The organism is Flavobacterium algoritolerans (assembly GCF_030010385.1).
GTDB lineage: Bacteria > Bacteroidota > Bacteroidia > Flavobacteriales > Flavobacteriaceae > Flavobacterium > Flavobacterium algoritolerans.
Genome location: NZ_JASCRZ010000007.1, coordinates 179,121 through 195,891 on the forward strand (window position 1 = coordinate 179,121; position 16,771 = coordinate 195,891).

4 protein-coding genes are annotated in these 16,771 nt (G+C 37.4%); all 4 read right to left on the reverse strand.

Annotated features, from left to right (window positions below; all coding sequences use genetic code 11):
• Positions 1–66: 66 nt before the first annotated feature.
• Complete coding sequence (locus QLS65_RS14405; protein ID WP_282718476.1) at positions 67–11,610, reverse strand: HYR-like domain-containing protein; 11,544 nt, start codon at positions 11,608–11,610, stop codon at positions 67–69.
• 560 nt (positions 11,611–12,170) lie between these two features.
• Positions 12,171–14,111 (reverse strand): OmpA family protein, encoded by a 1,941-nt coding sequence (locus QLS65_RS14410; protein WP_282718477.1) that lies wholly within the window; start codon positions 14,109–14,111, stop codon positions 12,171–12,173.
• An 11-nt stretch (positions 14,112–14,122) separates the two neighbouring features.
• Complete coding sequence (locus QLS65_RS14415) at positions 14,123–15,031, reverse strand: PorP/SprF family type IX secretion system membrane protein (RefSeq protein WP_099715630.1); 909 nt, start codon at positions 15,029–15,031, stop codon at positions 14,123–14,125.
• A gap of 152 nt (positions 15,032–15,183) precedes the next feature.
• Positions 15,184–16,771, reverse strand: a 1,588-nt coding sequence (locus tag QLS65_RS14420; protein WP_282718478.1) for a T9SS type B sorting domain-containing protein, incomplete at its 5' end; no start/stop codon positions are given.

The window sequence follows — 16,771 nt, forward strand, 5'->3', positions numbered from 1 at the left end:
AATCGGCCTAAAGATATTATTTTTATTAAACCTGAGAACTTTTTTTGTCCTCAGGTATAAGATTAATTATTTTGTTAAGTATAAATATCCGTCTTTTTTATTGGTTATGATTTTTCCATCATTGTCAACAGATGTATAATTTAAAATATAGAAGTAAGTTCCTGTTGGTAAACCAGAAGATTGTTGAACAGTTGATCTACCACCAGAAATTCCATCAAATGAATTACTTGCATTATTATATCCTTTTGTTTCATAAACCAATACACCCCAACGGTTGTAAATCTCTACCGTATTTTCTGGGTAACAAACAGTATCGTCAATATTATCGATTATGAATTTTTCATTAATTCCGTCACCATTTGGAGAGAAGGCATTATGAACTAATACAGTTCCGCAAGCTAATACAATACCACCACAACCAGTATTCACCGTCATTGTAATTCTTATTGTTCTAGGGCAAGTTGCATCATTAATTTTATATTCAAATGTATAATCTCTAACCGAAAGCCCAGCAGCATTAAGAGTACTTCCTTGTAAACCACCTGAATTATTTACATCTACCCAAGTTCCGTTTGTTGGAGTTCCTACCGGTAATAAATCATTTAGATTCGTCGTTGTGATTTCTCCATCATTACAAATTGAACTATTTATTGTTACAACACTATTAGGAATTGTTACATTGATAGTTTGAGTAAACACAGATACATTTCCACAAGCATCAGCTACAGACCATTTTCTTACTACAGAATAAGAATTTTCGGTTCTGTTTATGATGTTTTCAGTAAAAATAGCCGGTGAAACTGTAGAACAATTATCTACAAATACAAGTTCAGGCTTAGCAGGAATTGCATCACAATTCACATTAACAGTTGAACTGAATTGAGTAGCAGTTGTAGGACCAACAGTGTCTACTATATTTATTGTTTGCGTAGCTGTTGAGGCATTTCCACAAGCATCAGTAGCAGTCCAAGTTCTAGTTACAGAATACGAACCAGCACATTGACCGTTTGTGGTTACATCCGCAAAAGTCAAAGTAACAGTTGAACCACAACCGTCAGTTGCAATGGCTTGTGCGAAGACAGGCGTTGCAGGACAAGAGATAGTTGAAGCTGAAGGTAACGCAGCAATAACTGGAGCGGTTGTATCTTGAACGTTTATGGTTTGCGTAGCTGTTGAGGCATTTCCACAAGCATCAGTAGCAGTCCATGTTCTAGTTACAGAATACGAACCAGCACATTGACCGTTTGTGGTTACATCCGCAAAAGTCAAAGTTACAATAGAACCACAACCGTCAGTTGCAATGGCTTGTGCGAAGACAGGCGTTGCAGGACAAGAGATAGTTGAAGCAGAAGGTAACGTAGCAATAACTGGAGCAGTTGTATCTTGAACGTTTATGGTTTGTGAAGCCGAAGCAGCATTTCCACAAGCATCAGTAGCAGTCCATGTTCTAGTTACAGAATACGAACCAGCACATTGACCGTTTGTAGTTACATCAGCGAAAGTCAAAGTAACAGTTGAACCACATCCGTCAGTTGCAATGGCTTGAGTAAATTCAGGCGTTGCAGGACAAGAGATAGTTGATGTTTCCGGTAACGCACCAATAACTGGAGCAGCTGTATCTTGAACGTTTATGGTTTGTGTAGCTGTTGAAGCATTTCCACAATTATCAGTAGCAGTCCATGTTCTAGTTATAGAATACGAACCAGCACATTGACCGTTTGTCGTTGCATCCGCAAAAGTCAAAGTTACAGTTGAACCACATCCGTCAGTTACAATGGCTTGAGTAAATTCAGGTGTTGCAGGACAAGAGATAGTTGATGTTTCCGGTAATGCAGCAATAACTGGAGCAGCAGTATCTTGAACGTTTATGGTTTGCGTAGCTGTAGAGGCATTTCCACAAGCATCAGTAGCAGTCCAAGTTCTAGTTACAGAATAGGAACCAGCACATTGACCGTTAGTAGTTACATCCGCAAAAGTCAAAGTTACAGTAGAACCACATCCGTCAGTTGCAATGGCTTGAGTAAATTGAGGCATTGCAGGACAAGAGATAGTAGATGTTTCCGGTAAAGCAGCAATAACTGGAGCAGCAGTATCTTGAACGTTTATAGTTTGTGTAGCAGTTGAAACATTTCCACAAGCATCAGTAGCAGTCCAAGTTCTAGTTACAGAATACGAACCAGCACATTGACCGTTTGTAGTTACATCAGCGAAAGTCAAAGTTACAGTAGAACCACATCCGTCAGTTGCAATGGCTTGAGTAAATTCAAGAGTTGCAGGACAAGAGATAGTTGATGTTTCCGGTAAAGCAGCAATAACTGGAGCAGCTGTATCTTGAACGTTTATGGTTTGCGTAGCTGTTGAAGCATTTCCACAAGCATCAGTAGCAGTCCAAGTTCTAGTTACAGAATACGAACCAGCACATTGACCGTTTGTAGTTACATCAGCGAAAGTCAAAGTTGCAGTTGAACCACAATTATCAGTTGCAATGGCTTGAGTAAATTCAGGAGTTGCAGGACAAGAGATAGTTGATGTTTCCGGTAAAGCAGCAATAACTGGAGCAGCTGTATCTTGAACGTTTATGGTTTGTGTAGCTGTTGAAGCATTTCCACAAGCATCAGTAGCAGTCCATGTTCTAGTTACAGAATACGAACCAGCACATTGACCGTTTGTAGTTAGATCAGCAAAAGTCAAAGTAACAGTTGAACCACATCCGTCAGTTGCAATAGCTTGAGTAAATTCAGGCGTTGCAGGACAAGAGATAGTTGATGTTTCCGGTAACGCAGCAATAACTGGAGCAGCTGTATCTTGAACGTTTATGGTTTGTGTAGCTGTTGAAGCATTCCCACAAGCATCAGTAGCTGTCCATGTTCTAGTTACAGAATAGGAACCAGCACATTGACCGTTTGTAGTTACATCAGCGAAAGTCAAAGTAACAGTTGAACCACATCCGTCAGTTACAATGGCTTGAGTAAATTCAGGTGTTGCAGGACAAGAGATAGTTATTGTTTCCGGTAATACAGCAATAACTGGAGCAGCTGTATCTTGAACATTTATGGTTTGTGAAGCTGTTGAAGCATTTCCACAAGCATCAGTAGCAGTCCAAGTTCTAGTTACAGAATAGGAACCAGCACATTGACCGTTAGTAGTTACATCCGCAAAAGTCATAGTAACAGTTGAACCACAATTATCAGTTGCAATGGCTTGAGTAAATTCAGGAGTTGCAGGACAAGAGATAGTTGATATTTCAGGTAGTGCGCTGATTACTGGAGCAGTTGTATCAATTACATTAATGATTTGTGAAGTGAAAGAGGAATTGCTACAAGCATCAGTAAATGTCCAAGTTCTTGTAATAACAAATGAGTTAGGACAATCACCTTGAGCAATAACATCAATTCCTTCAGCTGTGATTTCACCATTACAATTATCAATAGCTGTAAGTGTTGTTGATACAGGAACATCTGTAGCACAAGCTACGGTTATCGTTGCAGGAGCTTCAGGAGCTATAGGGGCAGTAGTGTCTTTTACACTAAATGTAGCTGACGTTGTAGAACTATTTCCACATGCATCTTTTACTGTAAATAGTACAGTTACTGCAGTTGAACAATCATTAGAAAGTGTATTAAAATTATTAGACCAAGTTACATCTGAACAATTATCAGATGCAGTTGCTCCTCCGTTATTAGATAACCAATCAGCAATTGCATTTTGATTCCCTTGACTATCACATTCAACAGTTATATTTGAAGCAGCTGTATTAATTATCGGAGCCGTTGTGTCTTGAATCGTAATCACTTGAGTAAATACAGCCGAAGTATTTCCACAATCGTCATTTACCGTCCAAGTGTTGGTGTATGTTCCTGCATTGGCACATTCAGAAGAAGGAACAAACGCACCGCTTACTTTAGTGATATTGGAAACATCCGTATCGCATAAATCAGTAGCAGTAGGGAAAGCAGCTTGAGCCGTTGCCAAAGCTTCAGCATCGCTACATTCTACCGTAGTGTTTAAAGCAGTTTCTTGAGTAGACCAAGTTGGAGCCGTTGTATCTTGAATCGTAATCACTTGAGTAAATACAGCCGAAGTGTTTCCACAATCGTCATTTACCGTCCAAGTGTTGGTGTATGTTCCTGCATTGGCACATTCAGAAGAAGGAACAAACACACCGCTTACTTTAGTGATATTGGAAACATCCGTATCACATAAATCAGCAGCAGCAGGGAAAGCAGCTTGGGCTGTTGCCAAAGCTTCAGCATTGCTACATTCTACCGTAGTGTTTAAAGCAGTTGCTATAGTAGACCAAGTTGGAGCCATTGTATCTTGAATAGTGATTACTTGAGTAAATACAGCCGAAGTGTTTCCACAATCGTCATTCACCGTCCAAGTGTTGGTATAAGTTCCGGCATTGGCACATTCAGAAGAAGGAACAAACGCACCGCTTACTTTAGTGATATTGGAAACATCCGTATCACATAAATCAGCAGCAGCAGGAAAAGCAGCTTGGGCCGTTGCCAAAGCTTCAGCATCGCTACATTCTACAGTAGTGTTTAAAGCTGTTGCTTGAGTAGACCAAGTAGGAGCCGTTGTGTCTTGAATCGTAATCACTTGAGTAAATACAGCCGAAGTGTTTCCACAATCGTCATTTACCGTCCAAGTGTTGGTATAAGTTCCGGCATTGGCACATTCAGAAGAAGGAACAAACACACCGCTTACTTTAGTGATATTGGAAACATCCGTATCACATAAATCAGCAGCAGCAGGGAAAGCAGCTTGGGCTGTTGCCAAAGCTTCAGCATTGCTACATTCTACAGTAGTATCTAAAGCTGTCGCTTGAGTTGACCAAGTTGGAGCCGTTGTATCTTGAATCGTAATCACTTGAGTAAATACAGCCGAAGTGTTTCCACAATCGTCATTTACCGTCCAAGTGTTGGTATAAGTTCCGGCATTGGCACATTCAGAAGAAGGAACAAACGCACCGCTTACTTTAGTGATATTGGAAACATCCGTATCACATAAATCAGTAGCAGCAGGGAAAGCAGCTTGAGCCGTTGTCAAAGCTTCAGCATCGCTACATTCTACTGTAGTGTTTAAAGCAGTTGCTTGAGTAGACCAAGTTGGAGCCGTTGTATCTTGAATAGTGATTACTTGAGTAAATACAGCCGAAATGTTTCCACAATCGTCATTCACCGTCCAAGTGTTGGTATAAGTTCCGGCATTGGCACATTCAGAAGAAGGAACAAACGCACCGCTTACTTTAGTGATATTGGAAACATCCGTATCACATAAATCAGCAGCAGCAGGAAAAGCAGCTTGGGCCGTTGCCAAAGCTTCAGCATCGCTACATTCTACAGTAGTGTTTAAAGCTGTTGCTTGAGTAGACCAAGTAGGAGCCGTTGTGTCTTGAATCGTAATCACTTGAGTAAATACAGCCGAAGTGTTTCCACAATCGTCATTTACCGTCCAAGTGTTGGTATAAGTTCCGGCATTGGCACATTCAGAAGAAGGAACAAACGCACCGCTTACTTTAGTGATATTGGAAACATCCGTATCACATAAATCAGCAGCAGCAGGGAAAGCAGCTTGGGCCGTTGCCAAAGCTACAATATCGCTACATTCTACCGTAGTGTTTAAAGCTGTTGCTAGAGTAGACCAAGTAGGAGCCGTTGTGTCTTGAATCGTAATCACTTGAGTAAATACAGCCGAAGTGTTTCCACAATCGTCATTTACCGTCCAAGTGTTGGTGTATGTTCCTGCATTGGCACATTCAGAAGAAGCAACAAACGCACCGCTTACTTTAGTGATATTGGAAACATCCGTATCACATAAATCAGCAGCAGTAGGGAAAGCAGCTTGAGCCGTTGCCAAAGCTTCAGCATCGCTACATTCTACCGTAGTGTTTAAAGCAGTTGCTAGAGTAGACCAAGTTGGAGCCGTTGTATCTTGAATAGTGATTACTTGAGTAAATACTGCCGAAGTATTTCCACAATCGTCATTTACCGTCCAAGTGTTGGTATAAGTTCCTGCATTTGTACATTCAGAAGAAGCAACAAACGCACCGCTTACTTTAGTGATATTGGAAACATCCGTATCACAATTGTCTTTAGCTATTGGACTTAGAGATTGAGCATTAGCCAAAGCTTCTGGATTATTACATTCGATAGAAGTATTTAAAGCATCTGCACCAGTAATCCAAGTTGGAGAACTAGCATCTATAATTTTGATAGTTTGAGTTGAAGTTGCTTTATTTCCACATGCATCGGTTACAGTCCAAGTTCTAGAGATTACTTTATTTCCTACACAAAGACTAGTAGGTTTCAAACAAACACTTTTAAATTTAACACTACCATTTACAGTAGCTTGTTTTTTTGAATATACAAACCAATCTCCGTTCATAGATCCTGTAAATTCTTCAAAACTAGAAACAAAAGTTGACACTCCAAGAATATTAATCGAAGAAGGAGTTTCTCCATTTGGTATCAAGTTTTGACTAATTCCATCTTGAATAAAATCGTTATTATTCCATTTTGTATAACCTGAACTATTAGGATAAAAAACAGGTAAATATAATTCTTGAGTATTTGACGATTCATCATCACATTCTCCTCCTTCACAATAAGATCCAACTAATTTAATTGCTTGACCACTTGGAGCAACTAAAATAAATTCAGCTCTCCCTTTTCCTTGATTTGTTTCAAATGCCAAACTAATTTTTTCAATATTAGCAGCTGTCAAATTATCAAAACCAGAGATAGTAAAAGGAAAATAATTCCCATTTCCTGCATTTATTTCTTGCTCTTCTGAATTTCCAAAACATTCAGAATCAACATACGTAGCTAATGGATTTGAATCGCAATTATCTTGAATATTAGTTACTGTACCAGTTGAACTTGTACTTGTGTCTGCAAGACAATTTTCATCACTTGAAAGTGTTATGTCTGAAGGGGTTGTAAAAGTTGGAGCCGTATTGTCTTGAACATTTATTTTTTGTGATTTTTTTGAAGAATTACCACATGCATCGGTAGCAGTCCAAGTTCTAATTACAGTGTAGGAACCTGTACATTGACCTTGAGTTATTCGATCTTCATAAGTCAAAGAAAAAATTTCATCAATATTGTCAGTAGCAATTGCTTGTGCAAACTCAGGTATCGCAGGGCAATTTATTGTTGTTTCATTAGGTAATTGACTAATTATTGGTGGAGTACCATCACCATCATTTATAGTTACTGAAGCAGTTTTAGTACATCCATTTGCATCGGTTACAGTAACAGTATAAGTTCCAGCAGCCAATCCTGTAGCAGTAGCCGCATTTTGACTAGGATTAGTATTCCAGTTGTATGTATATCCAGTAGTTCCACCAGCTACGAAAACTGTTGCAGAACCATTTTCTCCACCAAAGCATGTAACATTAGTTTGGTTAATTATTGAAGCAGTTAATGTGTTAGGTTGAGATATGGTTACCGATGTAGTTGCGGTACAGAATCCGTCATTGTTACCGTTAGGCGCAGTTGCCAGAACAGTATAAGTTCCCGGATCATAATTTGCTTTTGGAGCTTCACCGTTAATGGTTATAATAGCACCAACAGATCCCGTAGCAGTAATTGTACCATTAGCTGCACCGTTACAAGTTATGTTAGAAGCAGAAGCAGATACAGTTACGGGTATAGGTTGAGATATGGTTACCGATGTAGTTGCGGTACAGAATCCGTCATTGTTACCGTTAGGCGCAGTTGCCAGAACAGTGTAAGTTCCCGGACCATAAGTTGCTTTTGGAGCTTCACCGTTAATGGTTATAATAGCACCAACAGATCCCGTAGCAGTAATTGTACCATCAACTGCACCGTTACAAGTTACGTTAGAAGCAGAAGCTGTTACAGTTACGGGTATAGGTTGAGATATGGTTACCGATGTAGTTGCGGTACAGAATCCGTCATTGTTACCGTTAGGCGCAGTTGCCAGAACAGTGTAAGTTCCCGGACCATAAGTTGCTTTTGGAGCTTCACCGTTAATGGTTATAATAGCACCAACAGATCCCGTTGCAGTAATTGTACCATTAGCTGCACCGTTACAAGTTACGTTAGAAGCAGAAGCAGATACAGTTACGGGTATAGGTTGAGATATGGTTACCGATGTAGTTGCGGTACAGAATCCGTTATTGTTACCGTTTGGCGCAGTTGCCAGAACAGTGTATGTTCCCGGACCATAAGTTGCTTTTGGAGCTTCACCGTTAATGGTTATAATAGCACCAACAGATCCCGTTGCAGTAATTGTACCATCAGCTGCACCGTTACAAGTTACGTTAGAAGCAGAAGCTGTTACAGTTACGGGTATAGGTTGAGATATGGTTACCGATGTAGTTGCGGTACAGAATCCGTTATTGTTACCGTTTGGCGCAGTTGCCAGAACAGTGTATGTTCCCGGACCATAAGTTGCTTTTGGAGCTTCACCGTTAATGGTTATAATAGCACCAACAGATCCCGTAGCAGTAATTGTACCATTAGCTGCACCGTTACAAGTTACGTTAGAAGCAGAAGCAGATACAGTTACGGGTATAGGTTGAGATATGGTTACCGATGTAGTTGCGGTACAGAATCCGTCATTGTTACCGTTAGGCGCAGTTGCCAGAACAGTGTAAGTTCCCAGACCATAAGTTGCTTTTGGAGCTTCACCGTTAATGGTTATAATAGCACCAACAGATCCCGTTGCAGTAATTGTACCATTAGCTGCACCGTTACAAGTTACGTTAGAAGCAGAAGCAGATACAGTTACGGGTATAGGTTGAGATATGGTTACCGATGTAGTTGCTGTACAGAATCCGTCATTGTTACCGTTAGGCGCAGTTGCCAGAACAGTGTAAGTTCCCGGACCATAAGTTGTTTTTGGTGCTTCACCGTTAATGGTTATAATAGCACCAACAGATCCCGTAGCAGTAATTGTACCATCAGCTGCACCGTTACAAGTTACGTTAGAAGCAGAAGCTGTTACAGTTACGGGTATAGGTTGAGATATGGTTACCGATGTAGTTGCTGTACAGAATCCGTCATTGTTACCGTTAGGCGCAGTTGCCAGTACAGTGTATGTTCCCGGACCATAAGTTGCTTTTGGAGCTTCACCGTTAATGGTTATAATAGCACCAACAGATCCCGTAGCAGTAATTGTACCATCAGCTGCACCGTTACAAGTTACGTTAGAAGCAGAAGCTGTTACAGTTACGGGTATAGGTTGAGATATGGTTACCGATGTAGTTGCTGTACAGAATCCGTCATTGTTACCGTTAGGCGCAGTTGCCAGAACAGTGTAAGTTCCCGGACCATAAGTTGCTTTTGGTGCTTCACCGTTAATGGTTATAATAGCACCAACAGATCCCGTAGCAGTAATTGTACCATCAGCTGCACCGTTACAAGTTACGTTAGAAGCAGAAGCTGTTACAGTTACGGGTATAGGTTGAGATATGGTTACCGATGTAGTTGCGGTACAGAATCCGTCATTGTTACCGTTAGGCGCAGTTGCCAGAACAGTGTATGTTCCCGGACCATAAGTTGCTTTTGGAGCTTCACCGTTAATGGTTATAATAGCACCAACAGATCCCGTAGCAGTAATTGTACCATCAGCTGCACCGTTACAAGTTACGTTAGAAGCAGAAGCTGTTACAGTTACGGGTATAGGTTGAGATATGGTTACCGATGTAGTTGCTGTACAGAATCCGTCATTGTTACCGTTAGGCGCAGTTGCCAGAACAGTGTAAGTTCCCGGACCATAAGTTGCTTTTGGAGCTTCACCGTTAATGGTTATAATAGCACCAACAGATCCCGTTGCAGTAATTGTACCATCAGCTGCACCGTTACAAGTTACGTTAGAAGCAGAAGCTGTTACAGTTACGGGTATAGGTTGAGATATGGTTACCGATGTAGTTGCTGTACAGAATCCGTTATTGTTACCGTTTGGCGCAGTTGCCAGAACAGTGTAAGTTCCCGGACCATAAGTTGCTTTTGGAGCTTCACCGTTAATGGTTATAATAGCACCAACAGATCCCGTAGCAGTAATTGTACCATCAGCTGCACCGTTACAAGTTACGTTAGAAGCAGAAGCTGTTACAGTTACGGGTATAGGTTGAGATATGGTTACCGATGTAGTTGCGGTACAGAATCCGTTATTGTTACCGTTAGGCGCAGTTGCCAGAACAGTGTATGTTCCCGGACCATAAGTTGCTTTTGGAGCTTCACCGTTAATGGTTATAATAGCACCAACAGATCCCGTAGCAGTAATTGTACCATCAGCTGCACCGTTACAAGTTACGTTAGAAGCAGAAGCTGTTACAGTTACGGGTATAGGTTGAGATATGGTTACATTATTACTTTTGGTTGTACAATTGTCAGTTACTGTTAGAGTATAAGTTCCAGCAGGAAGATTATTAACTGTTGCAGTAGACCCTACAATATTGTTAGATGCATTTTTCCATGAATAAAAAACAGCACCAGTAGAATTAGTAATTGTTCCTGCTGTTATAGTTCCTGTGTTAGTTCCAAAACAGTCAACGTTTGTTTTGCTAGATGCTCCTAATGTCAATATAGAAGCTGGTACAATAGATACAGTGGTAGTAGCTAAACATAAATTAGCATCCTTAACTTCAACAGTGTATGTCCCAGCAGCTAAGTTAGTAATTGTTGCGGTAGTTCCTATATTAGCATTTGATGAGTTTTTCCATGAATAAGTATAAGATCCTGTTCCTCCTGAAGGAGCTACAGTTACAGATCCGTCATTTACACCATTGCAAGATACATTTGTAGAAGATCCTATTAAAGTTAGTTCAGTAGGAATTAATATGTTCTTTGTAATTGAATTAAAAATTCCATGAGAATCAGTAATTTTTAAAGATGCCGTATTTCCAGTTAGCGTTGTAAAAGTATGAATTGGGTTTTTTAGATTTGAAGTACCTCCGTCACTAAAAGTCCATACATAAGTATATTGAGGGTTACCACCAAATGTATCGTCTGTAAATTGAACAGTAGTATTATTTCCCACTCTACAAGCTTTATAATTATAATTTACTACTAATGGAGTTGAAACAACAATATTGTTTGGTAACTCACATTGTGCAGAATTATAGGTGCTACAATTATACGATGCTAATTTTACAGAACTACCTCCTGTTCTCCAAACTATTAAAGCTCTATTCAACGATAATCTTTGCCCACAAGTCCATGTAAAAGTATGTATAAGTCTTTGTGCAGGTGAATTAACGGATGCTGGTGGGATATCTCCCAAGTATGCATTTATAGGAATCACTGTATTGTCAATATTCAAGTCGGCAAATAATCTGGCATTATTAGGTGTGTTGTTTGCACTTGAAGTATAATTTAACATCACATTTACTTGCACAGATGGATCCCCAATGTTACAAAATGAATCAGTAAGTGGAGTTCCATCACCAAGAACTAGAGTCAGATATACATTTTTTAATTCAAAATTATTAGATTCGCAATTAAAAAGATCTAAATAATAGTTTGGTGCTGTACCACAATTTCTTAAATCTGGATGATTAGAATCAAATTGCGAATATATGTTACCAACAAACATAAATAAAGTCAGTAAAAGAAGGGTAATTTTTGTTTTCATACAATCAAATTTTTAATTTATTATTACTAAAATTAATTTTGTGGTATTTGATAAATGGAAAATCAATTTTTTATTAAAAAAAAGTAAAAATTTTTTTAATTGAACAATTACAATTTTTATACTTTAAATCAATTTTAATTTCTAAATTTTTAAAAGATTAAAGCTTTCCTTTTTGAGATTAAACAATCTTTTGTTTTAGTAATTATTTTTTATTAAAGCGTTAAAAAACAAAGTTTTACTTTATTAAATTAAAATTACAAAGAATTAATAGTATTGATTTTTTTTCTCTATAACTAACCTAAATACTCGTTTAAATGTACTTTTTTTAAGAAAAATTTAGTTTTTCATTTCAAAAAATTAACAATTGTTTTATTTTTTTAACAAGCAGAGTGGTAATGATTTTTAGAAATTAACTTAATTTTTTTAGGACTTTAATTGCATTGTCTAATTAAGCTTATTACGATTTTATATTTATATATAAAAAAAATAAACCTCGAAAGTCAAACTCCCGAGGTTTATAATTGTTTAATACGATTAACTATTTTAAGGCATAAATAATATTACAACGCTGTAATAATAAATTCGCTTCTTCTGTTTAGTTGATGTTCTTCGTCGGTACAAATTACATCATCAGCACATTTGTTAACCAGTTGAGTTTCACCATATCCTTTACCAGTTAATCTGCTTGCATCAATACCCTTTTTAACTAACCATTTGATGGTTGATGTAGCCCTTCTTTCAGATAGCGCTTCATTGTATTTGAAGGTTTGTCTGCTGTCAGTATGCGAACGGATATCAATTTTCATTGTTGGGTTCTGATTTAATACATCTAATATTTTTTCTAAATCCAGAGCCGCTTCTGGTCTGATGTTGGATTTGTCTAAATCAAAATAAATCATTTTGATACCAAAACATTTACCCAAATCATCACCAACAGCTACTTTGCATATTTCTTTTTCTAAAGCAATAGGTAAATATGTTTTTCCTGTTGTTGCGGCGATCGTTATTTTTTCTTCTTTAGTTGCGTATTCTGGTTTTTCAGCTCTAACATTGTACGTCTTTCCACATTCAACGGTAAAGCTGTACTTTCCTTTCTCATCTGAGGTAGCAGAATTGATAACCTTAAATTGACTATCGTATAAGGTGATTTTTGCATTAGCAAGTACTTCACCTGTTTTTATATCGATGATTTCACCATACAGCAGTTGTTCACAAATCAGCCTTCTTGTTTCCAAAAATTTATAGATGTCATCATAACCTTGACCACCGTCTCTATTGGAAGTAAAAAATCCTCTTCTAGATTTTGTATCGATTAAATAAGCGAAATCATCTTTAGGAGAGTTCACATCAGCACCTACATTTTGAACTTCACTAAAAGTGCCATCGGTATTTATTCGAGACATAAATACATCTAAACCTCCAAGTCCAGGATGTCCATCTGATGCAAAGTAAATTTCATTTTCATTATTGATAAAAGGGAACGTTTCTCTTCCTTCGGTATTAATAGTATTGCCTAAATTCTCAGGGGTTCCAAAAGTCCCATCTTCATTTATCTTTACTTTAAACAAATCAGACTGTCCTAAAGTTCCAGGCATATCAGAGGCAAAATACAATGTTTTTCCATCAGGACTTAATGCAGGATGTGCAGTACTGTAATTATCACTGTCAAAAGGCAGTTCGGTTACATTTGCCCATTTGTCATTCTCTAAAGTGGCTTTGTATATTTTTATTAAAGTAATTTTATTTCCATCTTTTCCTTTTTTACCATCGAGATAGTTGTTTCGTGTAAAGTACATAGTCTTACCGTCACTAGTAAAAGTAGGAGTAGATTCATGAAACTTCGAATTTATAGTTCCATTAAACTTTTTCGCAGCACCCGGTGTCATGTCTTCCCCTAAATCAGCCGTGTACAAGTTTGTAAAATACTGATTGGTCCATTTGTGTTTTCTTTGTCCAAGACTTCCGGTATCTCTAGCTGAAGCAAACACTAATTTATTGGAATACAGTGCAGTTCCATAATCAGAATACATAGAGTTTATCCCAGCATCTTCCACTTTATACCTTCCGGAATTTGCTTTTATAGCTTCTAAATAGTTAGTATTTTTTTTAAAGAGTTTCCCTCTGGTATCGTTACCTGATTTTTGGTTGAATAACTCCATCATCTCATTAGCCTTATCATTTTGTTCTATTGCTCTTAAAGACTGAGCATAACGATAATAATATTCGGGTTCTAAATTGGAGGTATCCATAGTAAATAATTCACCATACCATTTAGCTGCTTTATCTAGTTGAGCATTAAAGTAGTATGCATTGCCTAACTTTTTAAACAGCTCTGCAGATTTATATCCTTTTTCAGCAATCCTTTCATAGGTTTTGATGGCATCTACATAAGCATAGCCGTCATACTTTTTATCGGCAGTAGCCAATTTTGCTTTTTGGGAGTAAATGTTAATAGAAAAAACACTTACTATTGTTATGTAAAGGAGTATATTTTTTTTCATAATAATTGTTTTTAGAAGAATCTTGGAGTTGTAATTTTACCATTATTTTTAAATATTTCATAACGTAAAAAGATTTCATGGGAACCGGAATTATAGTTATTTAAATTTGTGGTTTCATGATCATAACCATATCCTATATACATTCCGTCAGAAACTTGAAATCCAACCATCGCACTTACAGCAGCAGACCATCTATACGCTATACCTACAACAAATTTATCACTGAACATAAAGTTTCCTGATACATCCAATTGAAGCGGGGCACCTGCAACAACTTTTGTTAATAATGCGGGTTTAAATTTTATAGATTCATTCAAATCAAAGACATAACCTGCCATTAAATAGTAATTAATTTTTTCTTTAAAAATAGCTACTTCATTATCATCATAACGGTTGCTTTCGATGAAATTAGGTATTGAAAACCCTACATAAGCTTTATCAGAATGTAAATAAACACCTGCTCCAATATTAGGCGTAAATTTATTATTGAAATCATGCAGACTAGGATCATCGTCAACAGGATTTAATCGGTTGACATCCAAATTAAAAAAGTTAGCAGTTGCTTTGATTCCAAAAGATAATTTAAAGGTTTCAGAAGTAGGGACGGTGTATGATAAATCAGCTGAAATCGTGTTTTCAGTAGTAGGCCCAATTTTATCATTTATAATCGATACTCCCAAACCTAAATTACTTTCGTTGAGAGGTGTATTGACAGAAGCAGCATTAGTAACTGGAGCACCATCAAGTCCTACCCATTGTGTACGATGTAGCGCAAAAATACTTAAAGCACCTCTTGACCCAGCATAAGCGGGATTAATATTGATTGTGTTGTACATGTATTGAGTAAATTGAGCATCTTGTTGCGCATAACTTACAAAGGCTGTAAACATCAAAACGAAAGAAAATAATTTTGTTTTCATAGTAGATATTTATTATTTTAAATTATCTATCGAGCTAATTTATAAGAATTAATTAGATCGGTTTGATGATTTTTTAGAGTTTATTATTTAAGAAATAGGGCTATTTGAATTTTATAATGCCTGAGAACTTTTTGTCCTCAGGCATTAATTTTTTAATTATTTACAATATATAAATATCCATCTTTTTTATTCGTCATGATTTTTCCATCATTGTCAACAGAAGTATAATTCAAAATATAGAAGTAAGTTCCTGTAGGTAAACCGGTAGATTGACTAACGGTTGTTCTACCAAGAGAAGTACCATCGAAAACATTAGTTGTATTATTATATCCTTTAGTTTCATAAACCAAAACTCCCCAACGGTTGTAAATCTCTACAGTATTATCTGGATAACAAACAGTATCATCAATATTATCGATTATGAATTTTTCATTAATTCCGTCTCCATTTGGAGAAATAGCATTATGTACTAATATGGTTCCACAAGCTAATACAATACCACCACAACCAGTATTTACCGTCATGACAACTCTTACCGTTCTAGGGCAAGTAGCATCGTCAATTTTATATTCAAATGTGTAATCTCTAACTGAAAGCCCCGAAGCATTAAAAATGTTTCCTTGTAATCCACCGGAATTATTTACATCTACCCAAGTTCCGTTTGTTGGAGTTCCCATTGGTAACAAATCATTTAGATTCGTCGTTGTGATTTCTCCATCATTACAAATTGAACTGTTTATTGTTACAACACTATTAGGAATTGTTACATTGATAGTTTGAGTAAACACAGATACATTTCCACAAGCATCAGCTACAGACCATTTTCTTACTACAGAATAAGAATTTTCGGTTCTGTTTATGATGTTTTCAGTAAAAATAGCCGGTGAAACTGTAGAACAATTATCTACAAATACAAGTTCAGGCTTAGCAGGAATTGCATCACAATTTACACTAACAATCGCTGTAAAAGCTGTAGTTGTAGTTGGACCAACGTTATCTTGAACACTAATAACTTGAGAAGCAATGGCAGTGTTTCCTGATGAATCAGTTGCGGTCCAAGTTCTAGTTATTGTGTAAGAGCCAATACAATTTCCTTGTACTGTTACATCAACGAATGTTAAGTTTACAGAGCCACAGGTATCTGTTGCCAATGCTTGAGCAAAGTTAGGTGTCAAGCCGCAAGATATTGTTGAAGCTACTGGTAATTGAGCAATAACAGGAGCTGTTGCATCTTGAACATTTATTGTTATCGTAGCGGTATCACAATTAGTCGGATTTAGTTTTTCACATATTTGATATGTTAGTACATATGAACCACTAACTATTCTGCTTTGAACATTAATGTTTCCAAGGTTATCTAATGTGATATTTGGATTTCCTCCAGAAATTACTGTAATGTTAACTTCTTCTGATTTAGCAGGATTACCATTTAAAGTATCATTAGCTAATACATTACCAATTGCACCAAATGAAGAACAATTAATATTTGAATAAGTATCCGCTACAGCATCAATAGCAGGAGCAGCAACCACAATAGTAACGGTAGCCGTATCACAATTGGTAGGGTTCAATACCTGACAAATAGTGTAATCTATTGTATACGTTCCCGCCGGAGTGTTTGGTGCTACGCTAATAGTTCCATCAGGATTTATAGTAAATGGTCCGTTTGGAGTAGAGCTTAATACCACATCCGCACGATTAACAGGCAATCCGTTCAAGGTATCGTTAGTTAAAACATTC